The 23,909-nt window shown below is 45.0% G+C and carries 21 protein-coding genes; 5 read left to right on the top strand and 16 right to left on the bottom strand.

The genetic code is table 11. The features are described 5' to 3' along the window. Positions 1-196 precede the first annotated feature (196 nt). Positions 197-619, top strand: coding sequence for a DUF4395 domain-containing protein (locus AC1DSE_RS11770; protein ID WP_477510756.1), 423 nt, complete (start codon positions 197-199; stop codon positions 617-619). Between the two features lie 52 nt (positions 620-671). Here the strand turns inward: AC1DSE_RS11770 and AC1DSE_RS11765 are convergent, their stop codons facing one another. From AC1DSE_RS11765 to AC1DSE_RS11720, 10 genes are all read right to left on the bottom strand, one after another. Beyond that, positions 672-1,658, bottom strand: coding sequence for an oxidoreductase (locus tag AC1DSE_RS11765; RefSeq protein WP_477510755.1), 987 nt, complete (start codon positions 1,656-1,658; stop codon positions 672-674). Positions 1,659-1,841: 183 nt separating this feature from the next. Continuing rightward, positions 1,842-3,146: a 6-phospho-beta-glucosidase gene (locus tag AC1DSE_RS11760; protein WP_477510754.1), complete on the bottom strand. Its 1,305-nt coding sequence runs from the start codon at positions 3,144-3,146 to the stop codon at positions 1,842-1,844. Continuing rightward, on the bottom strand, positions 3,131-4,126 hold the full coding sequence (locus AC1DSE_RS11755) for an N-acetylglucosamine kinase (RefSeq protein WP_477510753.1): 996 nt from the start codon (positions 4,124-4,126) through the stop codon (positions 3,131-3,133). Before AC1DSE_RS11755 ends, AC1DSE_RS11760 begins: the two co-directional genes overlap by 16 nt. 149 nt (positions 4,127-4,275) lie before the next feature. Continuing rightward, positions 4,276-5,925 (bottom strand): extracellular solute-binding protein, encoded by a 1,650-nt coding sequence (locus AC1DSE_RS11750; RefSeq protein WP_477510752.1) that lies wholly within the window; start codon positions 5,923-5,925, stop codon positions 4,276-4,278. Positions 5,926-5,984: 59 nt separating this feature from the next. Beyond that, a complete protein-coding gene (locus tag AC1DSE_RS11745) occupies positions 5,985-6,878 on the bottom strand; it encodes a carbohydrate ABC transporter permease (RefSeq protein ID WP_076268524.1) in 894 nt (297 codons plus the stop codon). A gap of 22 nt (positions 6,879-6,900) precedes the next feature. Continuing rightward, entirely contained in the window at positions 6,901-7,854 is a 954-nt protein-coding gene (locus AC1DSE_RS11740) for an ABC transporter permease (RefSeq protein WP_477510751.1), read from the bottom strand. A 142-nt stretch (positions 7,855-7,996) separates the two neighbouring features. Further along, entirely contained in the window at positions 7,997-8,863 is an 867-nt protein-coding gene (locus AC1DSE_RS11735) for an AraC family transcriptional regulator (protein WP_076268526.1), read from the bottom strand. A gap of 225 nt (positions 8,864-9,088) precedes the next feature. Next, entirely contained in the window at positions 9,089-10,465 is a 1,377-nt protein-coding gene (locus tag AC1DSE_RS11730; RefSeq protein WP_477527700.1) for a sensor histidine kinase, read from the bottom strand. Further along, a complete protein-coding gene (locus AC1DSE_RS11725; RefSeq protein ID WP_076268528.1) occupies positions 10,462-11,142 on the bottom strand; it encodes a response regulator transcription factor in 681 nt (226 codons plus the stop codon). The genes AC1DSE_RS11730 and AC1DSE_RS11725 overlap by 4 nt, the downstream gene beginning before the upstream one ends. Positions 11,143-11,289: 147 nt before the next feature. Further along, positions 11,290-12,108: a protein-glutamine gamma-glutamyltransferase gene (locus tag AC1DSE_RS11720; RefSeq protein WP_477510749.1), complete on the bottom strand. Its 819-nt coding sequence runs from the start codon at positions 12,106-12,108 to the stop codon at positions 11,290-11,292. 181 nt (positions 12,109-12,289) lie between these two features. Here AC1DSE_RS11720 and AC1DSE_RS11715 point away from each other — a divergent pair, with 181 nt between their 5' ends. From AC1DSE_RS11715 to AC1DSE_RS11705, 3 genes are read left to right on the top strand one after another with little or no spacing between them, the layout of a single operon-like run. Further along, a complete protein-coding gene (locus tag AC1DSE_RS11715; RefSeq protein WP_477510748.1) occupies positions 12,290-12,814 on the top strand; it encodes a hypothetical protein in 525 nt (174 codons plus the stop codon). A 23-nt stretch (positions 12,815-12,837) separates the two neighbouring features. After that, positions 12,838-14,997, top strand: a complete 2,160-nt coding sequence (locus AC1DSE_RS11710) for an ABC transporter transmembrane domain-containing protein (protein WP_477510747.1) — start codon at positions 12,838-12,840, stop codon at positions 14,995-14,997. A gap of 17 nt (positions 14,998-15,014) precedes the next feature. Then, positions 15,015-15,536 (top strand): GNAT family N-acetyltransferase, encoded by a 522-nt coding sequence (locus AC1DSE_RS11705; RefSeq protein WP_339206296.1) that lies wholly within the window; start codon positions 15,015-15,017, stop codon positions 15,534-15,536. 229 nt (positions 15,537-15,765) lie between these two features. Here the strand turns inward: AC1DSE_RS11705 and AC1DSE_RS11700 are convergent, their stop codons facing one another. The 6 genes from AC1DSE_RS11700 to AC1DSE_RS11675 form a co-directional block, all read right to left on the bottom strand. After that, on the bottom strand, positions 15,766-16,149 hold the full coding sequence (locus AC1DSE_RS11700) for a GNAT family N-acetyltransferase (RefSeq protein WP_076268532.1): 384 nt from the start codon (positions 16,147-16,149) through the stop codon (positions 15,766-15,768). A gap of 106 nt (positions 16,150-16,255) precedes the next feature. Beyond that, complete coding sequence (locus AC1DSE_RS11695; RefSeq protein ID WP_477510746.1) at positions 16,256-16,792, bottom strand: GNAT family N-acetyltransferase; 537 nt, start codon at positions 16,790-16,792, stop codon at positions 16,256-16,258. A 12-nt stretch (positions 16,793-16,804) separates the two neighbouring features. Beyond that, positions 16,805-18,595, bottom strand: coding sequence for an ABC transporter ATP-binding protein (locus tag AC1DSE_RS11690; protein ID WP_477527699.1), 1,791 nt, complete (start codon positions 18,593-18,595; stop codon positions 16,805-16,807). Then, positions 18,592-20,355 carry an ABC transporter ATP-binding protein gene (locus AC1DSE_RS11685; protein ID WP_477510744.1) on the bottom strand — a complete coding sequence of 588 codons (1,764 nt, stop codon included), beginning with the start codon at positions 20,353-20,355 and terminating at the stop codon, positions 18,592-18,594. Before AC1DSE_RS11685 ends, AC1DSE_RS11690 begins: the two co-directional genes overlap by 4 nt. A 280-nt stretch (positions 20,356-20,635) precedes the next feature. Next, positions 20,636-21,415: a Cof-type HAD-IIB family hydrolase gene (locus tag AC1DSE_RS11680; RefSeq protein ID WP_430055858.1), complete on the bottom strand. Its 780-nt coding sequence runs from the start codon at positions 21,413-21,415 to the stop codon at positions 20,636-20,638. Positions 21,416-22,492: 1,077 nt separating this feature from the next. Next, on the bottom strand, positions 22,493-22,942 hold the full coding sequence (locus AC1DSE_RS11675; RefSeq protein ID WP_477510743.1) for an SRPBCC family protein: 450 nt from the start codon (positions 22,940-22,942) through the stop codon (positions 22,493-22,495). A 117-nt stretch (positions 22,943-23,059) separates the two neighbouring features. Here AC1DSE_RS11675 and AC1DSE_RS11670 point away from each other — a divergent pair, with 117 nt between their 5' ends. Beyond that, a complete protein-coding gene (locus tag AC1DSE_RS11670) occupies positions 23,060-23,866 on the top strand; it encodes a DUF6597 domain-containing transcriptional factor (protein ID WP_477510742.1) in 807 nt (268 codons plus the stop codon). Positions 23,867-23,909 lie beyond the last annotated feature (43 nt).

Raw genomic sequence — 23,909 nt, 5'->3', positions numbered from 1 at the left:
ATCTACCTCTTATCAAAGAAATTAGTTCTTTAGTATTATTAATCTATTATATATGAATATTGAAAAAAATTGGTAGTTATCGAAAGTTGTCATTTAATAATATTTTTGATCGATTAATCATTTGGTTATTGCCAAACGAGCTTAAATTATCTACTATTAAATTATATAAATCCAATACGGAAAGTTGGTTTTTATAATGAAGGAGATTCCCATTCCATTTGTTCGAAGTAACCAAGTCGGTATCGTTGCCGTACTGCTTCTTGCGATAGGCCTGCAGTTGCCTTGGCTTATTGCAGCACTTTGGATTATTCAAATAATTGGACTTATCTTCGGTCCCAAAGCTAATTTATTCATTATTGCGGCTCGCCCTTTCCTAAACGGTCGAATTTCTTCCGCACAAACAGAAGCAGCTGAGCTGCAGCGCTTCAACAACTCCCTAGGTGTAGGTTTCCTCACCTTCTCGCTGCTTAGCTTTACGCTTGGCTGGACTATAGCTGGTTATATATTTGCTGGAATGATGGGAGCTGCTGCTCTAGCCGCCATTCTCGGCTTTTGCATCGGCTGCACGATCTATTTTCAATACAAGCAATTCCGCGCACGGAGATTAAAACGCGGTTAGCTTTAAAAAAAAGAGCAATTGCCCGCATGAGGGCAATTGCTCTTTTGTATCATTATAGCTTTACAATGGCTCTGCCTTTGGCTTGCCCATTCAAGAGAGTAGCTACCTGGTCGCTCACCTGATTCAGGCCAATTTCCGAGAATAGTTCGCCCAGCATACTTGGCTTATAGGCATCAGCCAATAGCGCCCATATTTTGCTGCGAATCTCCATCCCTGCCATGACGGAATCAATACCGATCAGCCGCACTCCTCTTATGATGAATGGGTATACTGTCAGCGAAAGGCCCGCTCCACCTGTCAAACCGCTCGCCGCTACGGCGCCGCCATATTTTAATTGAGACAGCACCGCGGTTAATGTCTCCCCGCCCACACAATCAATAGCTCCTGCCCATATCTGCTTGTCCAGAGGCTGCTTGGAACCAGATAGAAGCTCTTCTCTTGGCAGAATTCGCTTCACGCCTAAATCAAGCAAATACTGCTGCTTATCCAGTTTCCCCGTACTCGCTGCCACCTCATATCCAAGCTTCGCCGCAATTGCAGCAGCAATACTGCCTACTCCTCCAGTTGCACCAGTAATGAGAATAGGACCATCCTCTGGCCGAATGCCATTTTGCACAAGCTCATATACGGACAAAGCCGCAGTAAAACCTGCCGTCCCCAGTATCATGGCTTCCTTCATCGACAAACCTTGTGGCAGCTTGATCGCCCATTCCGCAGGCACACGGGCATATTCGCTAAAACCGCCGAAATGATTGACGCCGAGCCCAAATCCCGTGACCACAATTTCGTCGCCCTCTTGGAATCTCTCATCTTCACTTGATACAACCGTGCCTGCCAAATCAATGCCCGGTACAAAAGGATAGCTTTTTACAATACCGCCTTTAGGCAAACAAGCTAACGCATCTTTGTAATTCACACTGGAATACGCAACCTTAATAAGCAATTCACCCTGCGGCAAATCATTTAAGTCCAACTGCTGCGTGTTTGCGATAATCTCATTTTCTACTTTGTTAATCACAAGCGCCTTAAAAGATGACATATACGCAACCCTCCATTATATAAGCTTATAAACAAGCTGAAATTATACGGAACCTATGCCTAACTCATATTTTAATTCTAATGTAACAGTTATTGCGGGCGATTGCGACTGAGCTTACTAAGCGCAAAAAAAGACGTCTCTCACCCTAATCGGCGAAGACGTCTTCGTTCATTTATATTCTGCTTACTCTGCAAAAAACTGCGGCAAATACGCTTTGTTCTGCTCCAGCATTTCATCCAGCATACGCTGCGCGTCATTCGTTGAATCAACGAGCGGGTGATGCGCGAGTGCCAGCAATGCCGTATCCCTATTGCCGGATACAGCTGCCTCAATAGCCAGCTGCTCATACACTTTCACAGCATGAATGAGTCCTTTCGCTGCCGCTGGCACAATAGCTACAGGCTGCGGAATTGGACCTTCCTTCGTAACGACACAGTTGACTTCAATACAAGCGTCATCCGGCAGAAAGTCCAGCACCCCTTGATTTGGCACGTTTAACGTTTGAATATCACCGCTGTCGTTATACAGCGAGTTCATCAGCTTTACAGCCGCCTCCGAATAATAAGCACCCCCGCGCTGTTCAAGCTGCTTTGGTTTTTCCGACAGATTCGGGTCCTTGTAAATTTCGAACAGCTCATCCTCAAGCCGCTGAACCGTCTCCGCCCGCGTTTCACCTTTGGCAGCCGCTGCTTGCTGCTCGGCCAAGATTTCGCGCTGCAAATAAAAATATTTTAAATAATAGGATGGGATTGCTCGCAATGAACGAAGTAAACTGCCATTCCAAGCGTATTGAGGTACGTTTTTGGCGGAGTACCCGTCTTGGTTATTCAAGAGCTCATCCAGTTTGGATTCACCATTAACTGTAATAGAGCTAATCCAGTGCAGGTGATTAAGCCCAGCGAATTCGCATTGGATTTGCTCTACCGGTACTTGGTACAACGATGACAGCCATTTATATGCTGCTATTGGAGAGTTGCATAGCCCAATTGATTTGATGCGTGAATGCTTATGGATAGCCTCTGTAACCATGCCGGCCGGGTTCGTAAAATTAAGCAGCCATGCATCTGGGCAAAGCTCCTCCATATCCTTACAAATTTCAAGAAGAACAGGAATGGTGCGCAGAGCCTTCATCATCCCGCCTGCACCCGTCGTCTCCTGCCCAATCATATTGTATTTGAGCGGAATAGACTCATCCCAGCCGCGCGCTTCCAATCGGCCGACACGCATTTGCGTCGTTACAAAGTCAGCATCCGCCAGCACCGAGCGTCGATCCAGCGTCAAATCCAGCTTAATAGGCAAGCCTGATTTCTCAATCATGCGTTTGGCAAGCTGACCGACAATAGCCAGCTTATTCCGTCCCTCCGGTATGTCTACCAGCACAATTTCCGTCACAGGAAAGGTCGCATAATTTAATATAAAACCTTCAATCAACTCTGGCGTATAAGAAGATCCTCCGCCAATAACGACTACCTTTAATCGATCACCCATTCTGCTTGCGCCTCCTTCACTGATAAACATTGTTGTAAACAAGCATATACAGACTCTTCAATAGAAGAAGTCGTTTTATCCATAGCTAATAAAATCGCGCCTGCCACAGGCTCCATCGTCAACACGGTCAAGCTGCAATTTGGAGCTGCCCGTTTCACATGCTCCTCCAAATAAGGCGCAACGTAGCGGCTGTCGCCGCGGGTTAGCACACTGCCAACCATAACGAGATCAAATACATCATGATTCATATTCAGCTTCGAAATGACAGCACTCGCCGTCATGCCAAGCTCCTCACCCTGCCTCTTCAGAATGCTGCAAGCTACCTCATCCTTTTGCTCCGCCGCTTCAAACAGCAGCTTCGCAAGCTGGTGAGGAATCATCCTGCCCTGATTCAAGTAGTCGTGGAACATATTTTCAACGGTGTCGTAGCCTAGTTGTTCAAGGGTCAGATCCGTAAGCAAGGTAGCTTGCCCTCTGCCCTCCCATGAGCGTATAACTGAACGAAAAACTTCCACTGCCAGCAAGCTTCCTCCGCCAAAATCACCGAAAGCATAACCGAATCCGCCGCATTGCAAGCTCTCGCCATGGCGATTAACGCCAAAGCTGTTTGTCCCGCTGCCGCATATGACAACAACCCCATCCGGCTGCTTCGTACCGGCTCTCAGACCGATTACCGTATCGCAAACGATCTCGTAGTTTTCAAACCCAAGCTTCGCGATCATCGGCCTTAATATTTCAAAGTCAGCTTCGCGATCTGCTCCCGCCAAACCAAATACTGCATACGCAATCTGCTCCTGTGTTACCTTTGCATGCATCATGGCATGGATAACAGCAGCCTGAATATTGCTTCTAGCAAGTTCTACTCCTAATTGATGATTGCCGCAGCCGCTCTCACTAGCGCCCACAACCCTCCCCATTTCGTCACATACAACAGCGATCGTTTTACTGCCTCCACCATCCACACCCAAATAATATGTCAATTATATTCTCTCCCATGCGAATACTTGGTTTTGGAGGCTATTCTCTTCTCGCCATGCATGCAAACTAATCGCTTAAGCATGAACAATAGAGAATATAGCCTCCAATCCCACTGCTGCAGTTGAAGCCAGCTTGCCTGTAATTAAAACCACTATTTTTTTAATTTGCTTACGTTTTCTTGCCACTTCTCTGTCTTGTATTTCAAAAGCTTCTCATAACCAGCTTGCTGTGCATCGGCTTCAGCCTTATCCAAAATTTGATTAACTTCTGCATCGGAGGATGCATTCATAATCGCTTTCGCTCTCGACTTCTCATAGATGGAGAATACGCTTGAACCAACGATGCCCTCATCTGTATCTCCAGCAGGGTCCAAGTTAACGAACTCTGTCGTATCGAGCTGCGTTTTCCACGTAATTTCCGATTGCCAGTACGTTTCCCAGCTCCGTTTCTCCACAGGCAGCGTAGATTCAAACTTCATCTTCGAGTTGTCTACATATACCGTATTTCCTACCCATTGAAAGTTAACGATTGAAGCCATTAATGCCTCGCGCTCTTCCACGTCATTTACAAACTTATCGGTGAACAATGGCGCTTCATCAGCATCCACTCCATCCCAATAAATCCCCTCTGGTCCCCACATACTAAGGCGCTGTCCTTCTGGACCCGTGAACCAATCCAAAAATGCGAAGATCGCTTCTGGGTTTTTGGCCGCTTTCGTAATGACACTGACGTTCCAGCCTAGCTGCTTGTAATCGCCAGGGAATATTTTGTTTTTATCAAGTCCCGCTTTATGAACCGGCCATGTAATGAAATACCCCGCACTTGGGTCCTTGGCCGCCAATAGCGCATTGCCCTTCGCACCATACTCCGTCGGGCTGGAAGCCGCGTAAACTGCTATTTTTCCCGTTACAATCTTCTGCTCGACCTGCTCTGCCTTTTGCGTAAAGCTATCCTGCGAAATCAGTCTTTCACGGTATAATCTGCTTGCGTATTGAATCGATTCCCGGTAGACAGGATCTGTAAAGATCGATACCAGCTTATCGCCTGACGGTACAGCCATCATTGCATTGTACGTATAAGGACGGTTTTCAGCAAAAGCGGATGCCATAATATCGATACCCGAAGCGCTTTGTCCTACTTCCAGAGGGACTACATCCGGATATTTCTCTTTCACCAGCTTCAAGTAAGCATAAAGATCGTCCGTCGTTTCCAAGCTCGGTTTGCCAAGCTCATCATAGATCTTCTTGTTTACCAAATAACCTGCATTGCCATTAGGCTGCGTCGTATACCAGTTCGGAAACTGATACAGCTTGCCGTCGGAAGAGCGAAGCATATCAAGCGTAGCCTCACCAGCCCATTTCTTTAAATTCGGATATTTATCTAAGTAATCGTCAAAAGCAACAAGCATTCCTTCCGAGCGCAGCTTCTCTACGTCTGCGTTGCGCTCCATCCAGATCACATCAGGCAGCTCTCCCGCTACAATCATCGTGTTGAACTTTTGTTTCGCATTGCCTCCTGAGCTGATTGGCACCACATTTACTTTCTTATTCTCCTTAATCCATTTCGTCGATAAATCGTCGCCCCAAGGAGGCATCGTATACCAATCATAATGGCCGTAAAAAGAAAACTCGAGCGGTTGATCCCCCAGCACAAACGCAGCTTTACTTGAATCCGGCTTGTTGTCGGTTCCTTCCTTTACCCCGGAATTCGCACCATTATTGCTTGAACATCCTGTTAGTGCAAGTACAACGACAAGTGTGATTGACAATGCTGCATGAAAAGCTTTACTGAATTTAGCCATCGCTTAAACTCCCTTCTGCTTGTCTATCTATGGTTAAAGCTGACGCTTTAAACCCTTGGTTATTCCTTCAAAGAACCAACGAGAACACCCTTCACGAAATACTTTTGCACAAAAGGATACACACATAAAATCGGAACGGTCGCCACCATCATGGTTGCCATGGATAACGACTTTGAAGTTACCGCCTTCATTGCACTCATTCGGCCTTGTGCCGCTGAATCCATTTGGGACATTTGTTCCAGCATAATATTGGAGTTCAATATTTGCTGCAGCTTCGTTTGAATCGGCAATAGGTTAATATCTGAAATATAAAGACTCGGTGAAAACCAATCATTCCAGTGATACACCGCCGTGAACAACGAAAGCGTTGCAATGACAGGCCCCGATAGAGGAAGAACAATGCGAAATAGAATACCCCAGTTGCTGGAGCCGTCAATTTGTGCCGATTCCTCGAGTCCATTCGGTATGCCAAGAAAGAAGGTTCGGAAAATGATCATGTTCCATACACTGATAATTCCCGGTATGATCATAACCCAGAACGAATTCATCAAATGAAGTTCACGAATGAGCAGGTAGCTTGGAATTAAGCCGCCGCTAAAGTACATGGTCAACACGCAAAAGATCATGTAATACTTTCGTCCAACTAAATTTCGCTTACTCATTCCGTAAGCAAAAATCGCTGTTGCTGCAATGGATAGGAGCGTACCTATGACCGTACGAAGAATAGAAATAATAAATCCATCTATAAGTCGTTTGTCCTTGAAAACGACCTCATAATTGTCTAGCGAGAAGACGCGCGGCCAAAATGTAATTCCACCGAGCATCGTATCGGTTCCCGCATTAAAGGAAATCACTGCAGCATTCCAGAATGGATAGAAGGCTGTGAAGCCTAACACAAACAATAGAAAATAGTTGACTGCCATAAATGTTTTGTCGCCAAAGGATAATTTCATCGTTTCGCCGCCCTTTCTCTCTTTACCACAAGCTGTTGCCTGATCGGCGAGCCAAATAGTTTGCTCCTGCTAATAAGCCGACGCTAATAATTGCTTTGAATAGACCGGCAGCCGTTGCATAAGAGAAACGGGAATTTTGAATACCCAGCCTATACACATAAGTATCGATAACATCACTTACGTCGCGCAGCACCGGGTTTCCAGCTAGCAGCAAAATATCTTCAAATCCGGCATTCAACAGGTTGCCAATTGCTAATATCGAGAACACAACAACAACGGGCATAATCGATGGAATCGTAATCGTAACAATTTGTCTCACTCTGCTGGCTCCATCAATTGAAGCCGCCTCATACAAATGCGGGTTAATGCCTGCAATAGCAGCTAAATAAACGATAGAAGCAAATCCAATTTCCTTCCAAACACCGGTTGTGACAAGGATCGCCCAGAAATACTCCGGCAAGGATAAGAAATTGATTGGCTCTTTAATGAGATTCACGGATTCCAGCAGCATATTTAAGCTTCCGTTATCGGTGGATAACATCGATATAACGAAGCCCGATACGATAACCCATGACAAGAAATGAGGCAAATAGCTAACCGTCTGAATAATTCGTTTAAACGTACGGTTATTAATCTCATTCAGCATCAGTGCCAATACGATTGGCGCTGGAAATCCAATACCCAGCTTCAGCAAACTGATGACGAGTGTATTTCGCATAACCACCCAAAACTCAGGAGCATTAAAAAACATTTCAAAATGTTTAAACCCTACCCACGGACTGTGCATGAACCCTTTGAAAATGCTGTAATCCTGAAAAGACATCAGCACCCCATACATGGGAATGTAGTTAAAGACAAAAATGAAGAGCAACGCTGGTATAACCATGAGCTGAATATCCCATTGTTTGATAAAGCGTTTCGTCTGCCCGGGCTGCTTGTACACATGCTGTTTGGTTTGTAGATCTGTTCGCAGCATGCTCCCCCCCTTTTTTCTAATGTTAGTTAAAGTAACATAAATGCGTTATCCATTCGTCATGTGTTTATTTTATCTTTTCCGCTGTGTTGATTCTCCTCTTAAACGATTGATAACTAACACTATCTTACTGTTTCCATATGATTTAGCCTCTTGCGATTTTCGGGCAGGAGCCAATGTGCTTCTTAAATAAACGGTTGAAATTAGATAAGCTGCGAAAACCGCATTCCAGTGCGATTTCTGTAATTTTCATATCGCTGGTTTCGAGCAGCATGACGGCATGCTCTAAGCGAATATGAATCAAATAAAGCAGCGGAGGCGTCCCTACTGTACGCCGGAAAATATCGCTAAAACGGGAGGGGCTTAAGTAAACAAGTCCTGCGAGTTCCTCAAGCGTCCATGGATATGCAAAGTTTTTTTGCATGTCGTAAATGACCTTGCGCATTTTGTCCAGCTGCCTTGCGCCGATGCTGTCCTTTCCCCGATTTAACCCCTCTCTGCGGAAGTAACGATTTACGCATGCATGAAAGCGGATTAAATTTGAATAAACCAAAGAACCGTAAGAGGTTTGCTCCTGATCATGCTCATCCTGAATTTCAAGAAGCAGGCTTCTAAGCTCGTTCATATGAGGCTCATTGCGGTCCAGCAAATTAGTGAAATGGACCCCCATTTCCTTATAGGGATGCAAAATTTCTGAATCATAACGGACAATATTTAGCAGCCAAGACGCATCAAAGCAGATCACTTGCATGACCAAATCCTTCGTTTCGTAAGCGCAGTGCAAATCATTCGAGTTAATAAGCAAAATATCACCCTCTTGAAACTCAAACGTTTGCCCGTTAATGATGTAATAGCCGGTTCCTGATTTAATTAAATTGATTTCAAGCACATCATGCCAATGAAGCTTCTGATAGGTCGCGTTGACGCCTATCGTTTCCAATACTTGAATGGGATAATGCTTAGCCAATATGAGCTTTTCTTTCGGAATATCCATATTTAACAACTCTGTCATAAAAACCACTCCTCAGCATGAAAATGAGCTTCACAAAGCATGTAAATGACATAAAACTAACATAAGATTAAACAATTAAAAACCTTTTTTTATTCATGTTACAAGATTTGCAACCGAATAACCTCACATAAAAGATACATATTTACAAAATAAAAATACCTCATTCCCCTTATATTTAAAGGAATGAGGTATTTTCTATATTGACAACGATAATTACATAATAACTTAAGCTCGCGGAAGGGTAACGGTAACCGTTGTTCCAACTGCCCGCTTGCTTTGAATAGCGATACTGCCTTGATGCAAAGCCACCAATTTCTGCACGATAGAGAGTCCAAGCCCGCTGCCTGAAGTAGCATCATTGCGAGCTTTGTCCGCCTTATAGAAACGGTCAAAAATGAATGGGAGATCATCCTCTGATATGCCTGTTCCCTGATCTTCGATGACAACAGTAATGACGTCGCTCTCCACTATTTTAATGCTGATCGGCCTTCCTGCATCCGAAAACTTAATGCTATTGGCAATCAGGTTTAACCACACCTCATAGAGCAATTCTTGATCAGCATGGATCGTCGTATCCGGCAGCTCAAGCTCCAAATACAAATTTTTCTCCGACCATTGCCACTCGAGTGTAATTAACAGCTGGCGCAGCTGTTCGTCTAATCGAAAGTTTGTCTTATGGAGCGGCTTATTATCCTTGTCGAGCGCAGCAAGTGTTAGAAGCTGCTTGCTCATGCGGGATAGACGTTTGCTTTCTTTTTCTATAATGGCCATATAGCTATCCGTCTGCTCCGGCGTCGTTTCCTTATCGAGCACAGCCCGGGCTAATCCCTGCATAGATGTAAGCGGCGTCTGAAATTCATGCGAGACATTCGCCACAAATTCTTGCCGCATCTGATCCAGCTGCTTAATCGCCACCGACATCACCGAGAAGTTGCGTGCCAGCTCGCCGATCTCATCCTTGCGCGAGAGCTGYAGCCCCGCTTCAAAATCACCTGCAACGATCTTTTTCGTTGCTCTCGTAAGCTCATTGACTGGCTTCACAATGAGGCGTGATAAGAACACAATTAACAGCAAGCTGATGACGAAGGTAGCACCGATCAATATCGCTGCAATAATACGTATTTCGCCAATTTGCTGCTGCAAGTCAGGGCGGATAAACAGCGCTGCATACCCATCCTGCGTCTGAACTCTCATACCCGCTGTGTTCAAAACACTATTTTTGAAATAAGAGAACAGCTCCAGCCGTCCCTTCTGCTCCTCCAGCCCCCGATAAATAGCTCCGTCCAGCACCGATTGCATTTGCTGCTCGCTCAGCTTTCCATGCTTGAACGGCGAGCCGTAGGCTTGTCCTTGCAAATGGTCATGAACCAAATAAATTTGAAAGCCAAGTGCTGCAATATGTGTCAGATAGCTATCCAGATCCATTTGCGGATTTTGCTCATATTGGGTGCTGATGTTTTGAGCGATCGCGATCATTTTTTGCTCATTGCTGGATTGCTGATTATTTTGATAGTACAGCCCCGTAAATAGCAAGCCTAGAATGAGGCTAATCATAGCAACCATCACAAACGTGAACACAATTCGAACATACAGCGACTTCATCCCTCATGCACCTCCAGCTTATAGCCGAGACCCCTGATCGTTGTTATCGTGAAATCGTCCTGACAATCCGCGAAGCGCTCGCGCAGCCTTTTAATATGAACATCAACCGTGCGGCTGTCTCCTTTAAAATCCGCGCTCCAGATGAGCTGAATAAGCTGTTCCCGTGTATAAATGCGGCCTGGGTGGCTTGCAAGCTGTGACAGCAGCTCAAATTCCCGCAGCGGCAGGGTAATCACTTCATCACCTATTTTAATTTCATAGCCTCTTCGATCAATGGAGACGTTCCCGAGCTTAATAACCTCAGAGGATACAAGGCGATAGCGGCGCAGCAGCGCTTTTATACGAAACAAAAGCTCCTTTGGCTCAAACGGCTTAACTAAATAATCGTCCGTCCCGGAGTCAAACCCCTGCTCCTTGTCCTCCATCTCCGCTCTTGCAGTCAGCATCATAACGGGAATGTCATAATGCTCTCTGATTTCGCGGCACAGCTCGTACCCATTTTTACCGGGCATCATAATATCGACGACAGCAAGATGCACCTGTTCATTCTCAAGCAAGATGGACGCTGCTTGTCCATTTTCCGCTTCGAGAACGACATAGCCGTCTTTGCCCAAAACAAAACGCAAAAGTTCCCGGATGGAAGGATCATCATCTACAATTAACACATGCATTCTCATTGGCTTGCTCCCTACAAATGATCATATTTATCATAGCTGTTTCCATTATACTCCTCCATGCACGCGAAGCGAAAACACCTGTATTCGAGAGCAGCAAACGCATCTCCTACAGGTGTCTTTTCACCTATCTCTAAGACCCGAATCATTTTAATATCTAACCGAACCCGTGCCTATTCTTGCCGCAATGCCGAGCTGTTCGGAACCACTTCCCCCATCCCACCAAACGTCCCTAACGTTTAAGCCGCGCAAGTATTCATAATCTGGATGTACCACAATATCCTGCAAGTAGGCAGATATAGAGGCATTCTCATAGCGCATGCGATTCAGCGCATTAATAATATCTTGGCCGGATTCAATGCCGATGCCATGGCCGAAATACAAATCATCATCCAGCATGATGACATTCTCCCCTTGCCATTCGGGTGTATCGGGATCATGATCAGGGTTCTTGAAATAGAGCGCGTCGCCAGGGTAGGCTTCATTTTTATCATAGGTAGTTATTAAGCTTAAATCACGGTCGTATTGCCAGTCTCTTAAAAACAGGTTTTTAAAATAAGCGTTGAACACGGCATCGCCAACCGTATCAAGCACTGCTTTATAAAAGATAATGATAATAGCGCCTGCGCATTCAAAGCCGTACAAATGTCCATTTTCAAAAATATCGTTAATGCCAACCGAAGGCAGTACGCCTCCCTTTAGCTGAAAGCCGCCGTTTTCCGTACGCGTCCAGTATTGCTCATTGCATTTTGACCCTGCAAAGGTCGCAAAGCTCACTCCACTGGCATATAGCGCTTTGGCTGCTTCAACCGTATGCATGCGCGTTTTCAGCTCAAATTCGAGCGCATCAACCGATGGATAGCGATAGACAACCTGGCTCTTCTGCTTCTCTTGCAGTATTTTTCGTTCAATCTCCGATAACGTCAAAGGATTAATCGAAAACGTAGGACTACCCGCAACAAGTATCACCTTAGTTTTCCTCCATTTCATTCCAAATCGATTAGGTTATTGTACGTATAAATTGAAAAAATGTGAGTATGGATGCGGAATAGGGACGCTGCAAATGTTGTCGAATACACAATCAATCTTCTGTTCATTGTCAGATCATGGTATAATTTGGTCATTATCTTGAAAGAAGGTAATTAAGCCTATGAGCTATTATTTCAACATTTGCTCTACTGCCAAGTATCAAGAGGCCTACATCACTTTTTTGCTGGAACATTTCGTGCAGCTAAACCTGCCTTATTCCTTTCCTGTCTCTCTCAGCTACCTTTCAAGCCCGCTGTTTATGGAGAAAGAATCTATATTATTACGCAATCCCGATGATGAAATCATAGGCGCAATTGGGTACATACACGGTACCGGAGATCAAAACTATGAAAATGAGCATATCGTTCAGATTCAGACGGTTTTTATTAAGGAAAGCTATCGAAGCACCCGATTGTTTCTCCAAGCTTCACAGTTTCTCGCTCAATACTTAGCGCAGTTGAAACAGCCTGTTACAGAGCTTCGGTTCTGGATACCCGCACAGCCGAATCTTCAGCGCCTTTGCGCGAAGTCAGCCAGGAAAGTGGCGGTTCAGGATTCGGATCATGGCGTTATTGAAGAGTATGTTATGGAGTTCACCCATTGGCACGATGATGTGATGAAATACCCTCATGAAATTTATTTTTAAGCTCAGAAGGAGCACAATCCGTCATGGTATTTATTGTTCTTAAGCATTTAGCAGGCTATATGCGTGCCTACAAGCCTCTGGCTATATTTTTTTTCGTTACGCTATTTTTGGATCTCATCTTCATTTCATTAGCTCCATTGAGCTTTCAATTTCTAATCGACAAAGCCATCCTTCCCAAGGACCTGCATGCCTTTTCTCTTATCATCATCATTCTGGCGGCTAGCGGCATCTTCTGCCTCAGCGCTGGCGTTTTCAGCGATTATGCTCTTGCCAAGCTGAGTGCAAGGGTGCAGCAGGATTTGCGCAAACAATTATTTGAGCATATGCAGCAAGTGAACCTCGCTTTCTTCCAGAAGACGCGCTCAAGTGAGTTGCTCTCCTATTTCACAGTCGATCTTCCTGCCATTGAGCGAGCAATGAACGCAATTCTGACGGTAGGAATACAATCTTTTTCCGTTGTAGTCATTAGCACCGCGGTTTTATTTTATTTGCAGTGGAGTATGGCACTAGCTATATTGTTTGGGGCAGCCCTTATTTTTGCCGGTCCTTACTTGCTGGGCGCTCGCGCTCAAGCCATTAACGTCGCTCATAAGGAGCAACTCGATCATTTAACAGGCGACATACAGGAAAACATTAGAGCGCAAAAAGTAGTCAAAGGTTTTAATCTCCAGCAGGCGATGACACATAAATTTGTGGGCAGACTGCAAACGATGTATCTCATTCACTATCGAAAAAATGTGATTAACGCTCAGCTGGAGCGAATTCCGCTGATCAGCTTACTCCTGATCAATTTATCCATTATTGGGCTTGGCTCTTATCTCGCACTTCACGGGCATATTACGATCGGGGCTTTGGTTGCCTTTTTCACGATGTATACTTCAATGGGAAATTCCGTTTTTAATTTAACCGCAACGATTCCAGTCTTCACGGATGCTTCCGTCAGCATCGAGCGAATGAATAAGCTGCTGCAAGCGCCTAAGGAAACAACGGGTAAAGCACTTATGACGAGCCCCCTAAATCATTTGCCGGATATTCGCTTTTCAGACGTTTCCTTTCGCTATAACGAGGAGCAGGAAGCACTGAAAAAGATTAATTTACATATTAAAGCTGGAACAACGGCTGCATTCGTAGGCTCTAGCGGCTCTGGCAAGAGCACGCTCGTACAGCTGGTGCTGGGCTTCTATGACCCGAGTGCAGGTCAACTCGAAATCAATAGTATTCCCATGCAGGAACTAAGTCGAAGCTCTTACCGAGATCAGCTCGGGGTTGTATTTCAAGATAACTTTCTCTTTCGAGGTTCCATTATGGACAATATTCGCATCAGCAAACCAACGGCAACGAGGGAAGAAATCATAGAAGCTGCCAAACAAGCTGAAATTCATGTGTTCATCATGACGCTGCCAAATGGTTACGATACGCTGGTGCTGGATGATGGGTCTAATTTGTCTGGAGGACAGCGGCAGCGGCTCGCCATTGCTCGCGCGATATTAAAAGATCCCCAACTATTATTGTTGGATGAAGCTACCTCTGCGCTAGACCCGATAGCTGAGGCATCTATTAACCGTACATTTAGGGATTTGTCACGCAATCGAACCGTAATAACCGTTACGCATCGTTTATCTTCTATAACAGGTGCAGATTGCATTTTTGTGTTTGATAAAGGTGAGCTGGTCGACATTGGGACTCACGAGGAAATGCTTGCACGCGGAGGCTATTATAAAGAATTATGGGAAAAGCAGAATGGTATGCTGATTTCAAATAGCGGGCAGGAAGCTGATATTGATGAGGAAAGGCTCGCAAAGCTTCCTTTCTTTCAAGGTATTGATAACGAAGTACTGAAAGAAATTAGAAGTCTGTTCAACACGGAGACATTTAGCGCAGGCCAACCTGTCATTCATGCCGGAGATCAGGGTGAGAAATTTTACTTAATTGCACGCGGCCGGGTTGAAGTATCACGCAAGGACGCAAATGCGATTGATGGAAAGCTTCGACTTGCCATATTAGAGGACGGAGACCATTTTGGTGAAATTGCTTTGCTTAACAATGTGCCGCGTACAGCCGATATCACAGCCATTACGCCTTGCGTGTTCCTTACCTTGCAGCGGAAAGGGCTTCATTATGTGTTATCTAAACATCCTGAAATCAATAATCGAGTCAGGCAAACGCTGAAGGAACGAAAATAGAAGGAGGTTGCTTATCGATGCTTGCGCAGTACCGCGTTTGTAAGAATGATGCTGATTTAGCACAGTATGCCCTATATTTCATCAGGCATCGCACCGATTTCAGCAGCAAGTTTTCGCTTCCGGATACCTTATATCATATTTTACAGTCTCTACAGCAATCCAAAGTAATGCTAATCCTAAGCCTAGAGGGCGACACGATTGGATGGGCGCATTATAGATATTTGTCTACGGAATATGAGCCTGTTCGCGAAGGGGAAATTGCTTTCGTAGATTCCGTCATTATAAACGACGCCTATCGAAGCGGCCGATTGTTCATTAACGGCTTTCGTTTTCTAGCAAACCATATCGCCGCTGAGAATCCGAAGGTCAGGACATTTGAATTTCACGCGCTTGCAAGCCATGCCTATCTGAACAGACTTTATTCCAAATTTGCGACTATAGTAGGACAAAGAGATGGGTACCATGAAATAGAAAATGCCTATTCCACTGATTTCAACCAACTTCTTCACTACTTAAATCGAACAAAAAATGACAATTGACGCCACTTTATTCCATATGTTACTGTAAATATATTCTATTATTAAAGGAGGTCTTTACATGTATCCACCAAGAATAAATGCAAACAATAAAACCGACCGCAAACCACTTCAATTTTCAAACCTGCTTAAGCTGAATGAACAAGCTAGAGTAACTACTGCGAAGTAATCGTTATAGGCAGCAAAAGAGCCATCCACCTTTGTAGGTAGACAGCTCTTTTTTTATTGCTTATTAGTTGGACAATCCGCCGCTTGCTGCACCCGCTCCGCTGGAGCTGTACGAATCGGAATATTCCGTGTTTGTTTTATCCCATACATCCTCATATGCTGGATTCCGCTTGAACTCGGCTAACGCATAGGAGCAAGAAGGAATAATCCGTCTCCCCTTCTCCCTAGCCTCTTCTACTACAAAATCAAGCAGCTGCCGCCCCAAATGCTGGCCGCGATAGTCGCCATCCACATAAGTGTGGTCAATGACCCAGGTATCTACGTCGACCATCGTGTAAGTGATCTTACCGATCGTTCCTTTGGTTGTTGTCAGAACGTAGCTGTTGCCTTGCTTTTGTGCCAATATTTCCTCTTCTACTTCGCCATACAAGTCTCTATCTGTATCCATTGTTGCCTGCACCTCCTAGAAAGCTGTTAGTTATAGCTTCTTATGGTCAAGCTATCGGTCTACTACTTCTTACCCCGATAGAGGAACAATGAATCGTATGGGCAATCTATTTGCTATTTTCCGAATAGGAATTAGGCGCATCCTTCACCATGTATAACACTAGTTCATCATCGACACGAACCATGCTGCCGGGCTTCACAATGACATTCTCGTACGAAATTCCTCTACCGTCAGGAATATAACCTCTGCGAGCGTAAATGCGCTGTGCACTGCCATAGCTAGGGTAGAGCCCTACACCGATGCCAACAATTCCGTATTTTTCAAATGCGATCTGCTCAATGCCATCCATCAAAGCATTTCCAATCCCCTTGCGCCGCAAGGCTGGGATCACATCAAAATTGTTTATTTCAGGAATGTTGTTTTGCTGAAAATAGGGATAATACGATTGTGACAGCAGATGCAGCCATCCAGCGAACTGACCCTTGTAGAAAGCGACAAGGGTGACGCGCTGTCCCGTTTTATTTTCTTCCCAGCATCTTGCAATATAATCTAATCGCTTACTAATATCTTGATGTTCAATCGCATGGAAAATGACATTGACATCATTACTTTCCATCGCTCTTATTTGCATGTCTTCACGCATTCGATCATCCCCTTACTCTTCTGCTGCTTCCATATTTTCTTCTTCCCATAACAATCTCATTTCCGCTGAAACCGCAAGCAAATGCTGTAGACTGCCTTGCGCTTCTATTTTCCCATTTTTCATGACGATAATATGATCGGCACGTTGCAAAGCGGCTTTGCGGTGGGAAACAATGAGGCATGCCGCATGCGGCGTCTGTTCCACTCGTTCCCAAAGCAGTTTCTCTGTCGTCACATCCAGCGCACTCGATAAGTCGTCAAATACGAGCAGCTCCGGCTCACGAACGAACATGCGGGCAGCCGCTGTACGTTGTGCTTGACCGCCAGACAGCTTCACGCCGCGTTGTCCAATCATCGTTTCGAGTCCATGCTCAAGCTGCAAAATATCTTTGTCCAGCACAGCGGTGTGAATGRCTTTCTGCGTGCGGCTTGGTATATCTGGCATACCAAGCAAAATATTTGTTTCAAGCGTTTCGCTAAACAAATTAGGAACCTGCGAGGTATAGGCGCTGCGCGGCGGAACAAAAAATGAATCCGGATCTGCTACTCGCTCGTCATTCCACCAAATTTCTCCCGCCTGAGGAGGCAGCAGCCCAAGCACAGAGCGGAGCAGCGTTGTTTTGCCAGAACCTATCCGCCCCGTTACAACGGTGAAGCTGCCTCTTGTCAGCTCCAGGCTTATATCTTCAATTCCTCTGCCGGAATCCTTATACCGATAGCTGAGTCCCCTTACTGAAAGCGTACGAAATGGAGCCTCCTCCTGCTCCTTTGAAGCGCGATGGTTTTCAGGAAATGCACCGCCCAGCTGCAATTGGGTATGCTCTGTAAGCTTTTCGGTTGATGCGCCTTGCAGCAGCTGCACCATTCGCTTAAACGAAATGCCTGTTTGCTGCAGCGTAGCTAAAAATCTGCCAAAAAACGCAGTGAAATCGGTCACGAACGTTAAATAATAGACGAATAATGCAAAGTCGCCAACGCTCAGCTCCGAGCGCTGCATAGCAGAAGCGCCCAGCAGCAAAATAAATCCTGTTCCTATATTCACGATATTAGAAAATACCGAATCAAGTATAGAGGTGAATAATCGATCCTTAAGCGCAGCCTGCCTGCGCTGCCCATTCAATAAGCGAAGTCTGTCGATAAACCGTTTTTCCGCGCCAGCAAGTTGAATKGCCTGCACCGAGCTGAACATTTCACCGACCATACCCGTAACTTTGCCCGTCGCATCGCGGCTGGTGGCACGGTAGGCCTGCAGGCGCTTGGAAGCAAGCTGGGTGACTGATACAACGAGTATAAGCGGCAGAAATACATAACAAGTAATGCTGACGTTAACCCGCAGTAAAATGAAGATTGCCGCTGCCGCAAATAACAATTTGCCAATGAAATCAAGCGTCCAGCTGATGGCATCCTCTGCTTGATTGGCATCGTCGCGAAATTGTGTGACGGCTTCGCCTGGCGAGATCGGAATGGCCGCCGCTGCCGGCTGACGCAAGATCCAGCGCAGCATGTTCCACCGAAGCAAAGAGCCCATACTAAAGCGGTGAATCGTATCCGTCAAAGCACCCGCATAAATCGTGACGATTCTCGCAACAGCTACAGCCATTAACAAGATGGCTAGATTTGATGCGCTAAGCGACCAGCTGGCATGACCTGTGAGCGAATCAAAAAATTGCTGAATGATTAAGCCGGGCAGCAACGGGAATAGATGAATGGTTGCCCAAAGGATAGCATTGGCAGAATAGAGAACCGGGCGATAACAAATAAGCCGCCACATGGCTTGCACCGTTGTCATTTCTTTGCTGTTCATACAAGCACCTCCACAGCGCCGGTTTGCAGTAATTGGTATAGCCTTGAGCTTGGATCAGCCGCTAATTGCGATCTATTGCCGGATTCCACAGGCGTTCCTGCATCTAAAATAAGGATGTCATCTGCTCGTTTAATTGTTGCAAGCCGGTGGGCAATAATAATGGCAGTGCGCCCTTCAAGCAGTTTATCGATCGCTCTCTCAATATGCGCTTCCGTAGCAGGATCGAGCCTTGAAGTCGCCTCATCAAGAATGACGAGACCCGGATTAGAGAGAAAAGCACGGGCAAATGCAAGCAGCTGCGCTTCTCCTGCCGACAAACCGCTTCCTCCTGAGGCCAGCTGAGTATCAAGCCCTTCGCCAAGTGAAGCTAACCAGGCACCCAGCCCTAAATCTTCTAATACATCATGCAGCCGCTCATCCGAAATCGTTGGATCGTAAAGCGTGAGATTATCTCGCACGGTCGCTTGAAACAGCTGAATATTTTGAGATACCATCGCGATTCGGCCTCTCAGGTCAGCTAGCGTATAATCCCTAATATCTGTACCGCCCAGCTCAATAGACCCTGCTTTCACATCATAGAAGCGAACAAGCAGTCTGGCCAACGTACTTTTACCGCTTCCCGTTCGTCCAAGCAAACCGAGCACTCTACCGGGTTGAAGATTAAAATCGACATCGTGGAGCACTCGCTCCCCGTCCCCGTCCTCACCTGTGTAAGCGAATGAGACATTCGAAAAGCTTACTGAAAGCGCGCCTTCAGGCATATCAGCCGCTATCTCTTTCTCTTTTAGCTTCGATTCCGTAGCGAATAGCCCGCTAACCCTTATAATACTAGCATCCGCTCGTTGTAAATCTTGAATTTGTGTACGGATTTGCTCAAGCGGATGATTGAGCAGCTCGGTATACGTAAAGACCAAATAAATCGTGCCAAGGCTCATCGAATCCGTTGTCCACAAATATGCGCAATATAATAACGCAAGTGATCGGCCAAGCGTAAATACAAAAATAGTGGATACCCACATCGAATATCCGCCTATGCTTGCTTTCAGCGTAATCGGAAATATTTTGCGGAGCAGTCCATGAAATCGCCTCATCACAAACTCGCTTGCTCCATTTGCACGTGTATCCTCTGTTCCCGCCAAATGCTCGCCAACAAACCCATAAAACTCCGCCTGCACTTCGCTTGATTTCACCCAAAAAGGCGAAAAAGCCGTTCGTATTCGTTGAAGCACGAATATCGTCAATACAACGAACACCGTCATGCCTGCTCCTAAGCGCCAATCCTCGCGAAACATCAACACGAGTACACCAGCTATGAGCAGCAGATTCGCAACCAGCACAAATATGAAATTGGAGAAAAAATGCGACAGCTCATTCACATCGCCATCGATCCGCTGAATTAATTCACCGCTCGTTCTCTCCTTATGAAAGCTCTGATCGAGGTGCAAGCAATGCTTCGCCAAATCACCTCTTAGCTCATTCGTTGCTGTCCAGCCGACTTGTTCTCCAATATAGCCTGAGGAAACGCTAGCGAGTTGATGCAGTAGCGCAACTGTAATAAACAGCAAAGCGCTGCCGATAAGATCATTAATCTGAATGCCAGGCTGCAGCGCGCTATCAATAAAATGCCGTATAATTTGCGGATTCCAAAGCTGCAAACCAATGCTGGCAAGCAGCAGTACAGAGAGCAGAACGAGCTTTTGCCGCTCATGCTTTAAATAAGTGCTTAACAGTCTCCAATATTGTTTAATGGGGATATTCATTTTCGATTGCCTCCAAACACACCATCCATATATTTCATATTTATCTTAAAATGAGGAGAGGACTGGTGGCAAGGTAAAGAACAGTTATAGCCGCTTAGCACAGAAAACGATTATTAAAGGTTATAACGGGTAAGGGGCTAAAGAGGAAGCGAAAGGATTCCGCCGTTTCTATCTGAGGATGTAGATTCAAGCGGCTACTAACAAGAAAAAGCTAACGCTTTAAATACGCGTCAGCTTTTTGTTTACTGCTATTTTTGCATATAATCACACAAATCCAGTCTTATCCCTTTAACAAACCAGCCTTGATTAATCCGTTGCGAATCCCCTGATCATCCACATGCGTTGTTACATAATCTGCGAATGGCAGCAGGTCTGGATGCGAGTTGCCCATTGCGATGCCTAGGCCCACTGTCTCCAGCATTTCAATATCATTCAAGCCATCGCCAAAAGCGACCGCATCGGCAGTCGTATAGCCGAGTTTCTCGAGCAATGCCTCAATCCCTTGAGCTTTGGAGCCGCCTGCGGGAAGAACATCAATCGCTTGAGGGTGCCAGCGAATAAGCTTCAGCTCGTCATGCAGTCCATCATATAGATGCTCGTCATGGCTCTCACAGTGTAGAAATACTTGGAAGATATCATCCGTTTTCCAAAATTCCGGGTTATAGCCTGGCAGATCTACCTTTAATGAATTTACCGAATCTATAATAAAGGGATGATCCTCTTTGTCCGCAAAAAAGTTATGCTCCCCTTCAAATACGAGTCCATGATTATGCTCAGCTGCAACCTTTACAAGTCGCTCCAAACGGCCTTTTTCGATCTCTCGTCTATATAGAGGAGTTCCTTTGTACACAACATATCCGCCGTTTAGACATACGAATGACTCGATGCCAAGCTGCTCAGCAAGCGGCTTTATAAAGTAAGGCGCTCTTCCTGTTGCAATAACCGGCTCCACTCCACTTTCCTTCAGTTCCGCAATAGCTTTGATCGTATCTGCCGGAATTTCCTTATGCTCATTAATCAGCGTGCCATCGATATCAAAAAAAACGATTTTATACCCCATTCTCTGTTCTCTCCTATCCGTAGTCGCAGACGTATGACGCCTGTCCTTTTTATACAGTATAAAGAATTAAGCCATGAAAAGAAATCTTTCGCCTTATTTTGCAAGCTCGACCCGCCATTAAAAGCCTTGCCTCACAGCACGCAGCGTGCAGCATGCAGCATAACATGTAAAATCTAACGGACATAGAATCCGCTATTTCATGAAATATAGGCAAAAGTGGCGGGGTAACGGACATACGATACGCTAATCGGGCGGATTAGGTTGTTAAATGAGCTTTTTAACCCAAATAAGGGCCTATATGTCCGCAAGCTTAGCAATTAATGGGGAATTTCGCAAAATAACGCATCTCATGTCCGTTGACCTTATTGTTGTTAAGAGCTTCGACAAGCGTTTACCGAATTCAACAAAAAGAACCACCAGCAGCTGCTGGTAGTTCTCAATTAATAAAACAAAATGATTGATCTTTTAATGATCAATCATTTTTAGGCTCTGGAGGCTTTCTTGTCAGTCTGGAAATACTTACACTATTCTCTTTTCACATCGATTACCTGGAAACATAAACTGAACTTTTATCGTTTAGTAGGTAATCCCTTACATAAAACGAGGAGGAAATCCAATTGTTTAGAATGGCCTTGTTCATGATGTCCATTATAATAGTTGCTTCGGGCTGTACAGTGGCTGATGATGAACCCAAAAATTACGAGAGCTTTTCCTCGGAAACATATTACATGTGGATCATGTATCACTAACAAATGGATCCTCAGGAGAAAAAAAGTCTGTCCGTGATGCAGTATAAATTAAAGAGTGGCTGCAATCTATACAAGACCTAGAACTTATTCCTTCTTCAGATCAGAGTAAGAAAGATGGTTTTCTTTATTCGATCGATTTGTTTGAAGGTGATGACAAAAAAATGTCTTTTACAACCAACTCTGTTGATGGAAAATACTATATAGCCAGCCCAATACTTACTGACTCTATAAAGGTTTTTTTCGAGAAGCATTAAATTAACACAGCAATTACGAATGAGCCGTTAGAGTTAGTCGTAGATTTAATATCTATATATCTAAAACCATATCGTTACCAACCATAATCCAGTTCCTTGCCCGTCTCAACAAAGGTTTTCAAATTGCTTAGAATCATCCACCACTGACTATCCGTCGTTGGAATCGAAGGATGGTCTTCAGTAAATTGGTCATTAACCAAAATTAGCTTCGTCGTAGCCCCAACCTCTTCTAGCGTAAAAGTGATCCTTGACTCCAACTCTGCATGATTCGACCGATAAGAAGGACCTGGATGCTCCAAAAAGCTAAGTATTTTGCTTGGCTCATATGCTAAAATAGTACCATAAATATGAACGGTTTCATCGCCTTCCGTACCTGGCCCAACATATTTAAGCGATGAGCCTACTTCGAAAGTTGATTCAATAATACAGCCAAAAAATGTTTGACGCGTTCCCTCAGGCGATACGAATGCATCCCATACCTTCTCGGGCGCTGCACCAATATAAAACTCATATTTAAACTCCATGTGTTACACTCCTTTTTCTATTTAAAATGGTTGATGTTTTCTACTCGTAGTATAAAACTATCTGCTAGGATCGTATTGTAAAAACGCGACAAATTGATCAATAGGAGTGATATAGTAATGAACACTATCGACCAAAAACGCAGTTTAGGTATTTTACAGCGGAGTGAGAGCGAGAAAAAATTTCAGCTTTCCCGTTACGCTCCTTCCGATCCTCTCCTTCCATTCATTAAGCATTACTGGATAATAAACTGGGATTTAGAAGGCCATGCTCCTTATTTTCAGGATGTCGTCCCGAATCCTTGCGTCAATCTCGTTATCGAAGACCACCAAAGCGGCATTTATGGCGTTGCCAGTCAAATGTATACGAAAAAAATTGAAGGCAAAGGACGAGTATTCGGCATTAAGTTTCAGCCTGGCGGTTTTTATCCTTTTCTAAACTCGCCTTTAGCAGAGCTTACGGACCAAGCGTTGTCGATTCAGGCTGTTTTGGGGACGGATGCTATCGCGTACGAGCAGCAGCTAAGGTTGGCAGCAGATCCTGCTTGCATGATCACACTTACCGAGGCCTTGCTTCTACGTCATCTCCCGCAGCCGGATGAGTCGATTACACTCGTCAATCAAATCATCACACGAATACACGAAGATCAAGAACTGACCAAGGTAGAGCAGCTATGCGAAACCTTCGATATTAACAAAAGGAAGCTACAGCGCCTATTCAGTCAATATGTCGGAATAACTCCAAAGTGGGTGATTAAGCTGTACCGACTGCAAAATGCGGCGGAAGCGATCGATAAGAGCACTCATTATGATTCACTTAAACTCTCAGCAGAGCTTGGCTATTATGATCAATCACATTTTATTAAGGACTTTAAATCCATTATTGGGAAAACGCCAGATGAATATGCAAAGCGACAAGCTTTGTAGTTTGCCTGCTGCTTAGCCAATTTGACTGAGGCTTGAATGATCC

It is taken from the genome of Paenibacillus sp. 01L418, assembly GCF_056400045.1.
Note: the sequence above shows the minus strand (reverse complement) of the source record. Positions and strands in the feature narration are given on the sequence as shown.

Bases quoted from the DNA above. Each gene is read 5' to 3' on its own strand.
- AC1DSE_RS11770 (WP_477510756.1), top strand. From the start codon at position 197: ATGAAGGAGATTCCCATTCCATTTGTTCGAAGTAACCAAGTCGGTATC.
- AC1DSE_RS11765 (WP_477510755.1), bottom strand. From the start codon at position 1,658: ATGTCATCTTTTAAGGCGCTTGTGATTAACAAAGTAGAAAATGAGATT.
- AC1DSE_RS11760 (WP_477510754.1), bottom strand. From the start codon at position 3,146: ATGGGTGATCGATTAAAGGTAGTCGTTATTGGCGGAGGATCTTCTTAT.
- AC1DSE_RS11750 (WP_477510752.1), bottom strand. From the start codon at position 5,925: ATGGCTAAATTCAGTAAAGCTTTTCATGCAGCATTGTCAATCACACTT.
- AC1DSE_RS11745 (WP_076268524.1), bottom strand. From the start codon at position 6,878: ATGAAATTATCCTTTGGCGACAAAACATTTATGGCAGTCAACTATTTT.
- AC1DSE_RS11740 (WP_477510751.1), bottom strand. From the start codon at position 7,854: ATGCTGCGAACAGATCTACAAACCAAACAGCATGTGTACAAGCAGCCC.
- AC1DSE_RS11735 (WP_076268526.1), bottom strand. From the start codon at position 8,863: ATGACAGAGTTGTTAAATATGGATATTCCGAAAGAAAAGCTCATATTG.
- AC1DSE_RS11725 (WP_076268528.1), bottom strand. From the start codon at position 11,142: ATGAGAATGCATGTGTTAATTGTAGATGATGATCCTTCCATCCGGGAA.
- AC1DSE_RS11715 (WP_477510748.1), top strand. From the start codon at position 12,290: ATGAGCTATTATTTCAACATTTGCTCTACTGCCAAGTATCAAGAGGCC.
- AC1DSE_RS11710 (WP_477510747.1), top strand. From the start codon at position 12,838: ATGGTATTTATTGTTCTTAAGCATTTAGCAGGCTATATGCGTGCCTAC.
- AC1DSE_RS11705 (WP_339206296.1), top strand. From the start codon at position 15,015: ATGCTTGCGCAGTACCGCGTTTGTAAGAATGATGCTGATTTAGCACAG.
- AC1DSE_RS11700 (WP_076268532.1), bottom strand. From the start codon at position 16,149: ATGGATACAGATAGAGACTTGTATGGCGAAGTAGAAGAGGAAATATTG.
- AC1DSE_RS11695 (WP_477510746.1), bottom strand. From the start codon at position 16,792: ATGCGTGAAGACATGCAAATAAGAGCGATGGAAAGTAATGATGTCAAT.
- AC1DSE_RS11685 (WP_477510744.1), bottom strand. From the start codon at position 20,355: ATGAATATCCCCATTAAACAATATTGGAGACTGTTAAGCACTTATTTA.
- AC1DSE_RS11680 (WP_430055858.1), bottom strand. From the start codon at position 21,415: ATGGGGTATAAAATCGTTTTTTTTGATATCGATGGCACGCTGATTAAT.
- AC1DSE_RS11675 (WP_477510743.1), bottom strand. From the start codon at position 22,942: ATGGAGTTTAAATATGAGTTTTATATTGGTGCAGCGCCCGAGAAGGTA.
- AC1DSE_RS11670 (WP_477510742.1), top strand. From the start codon at position 23,060: ATGAACACTATCGACCAAAAACGCAGTTTAGGTATTTTACAGCGGAGT.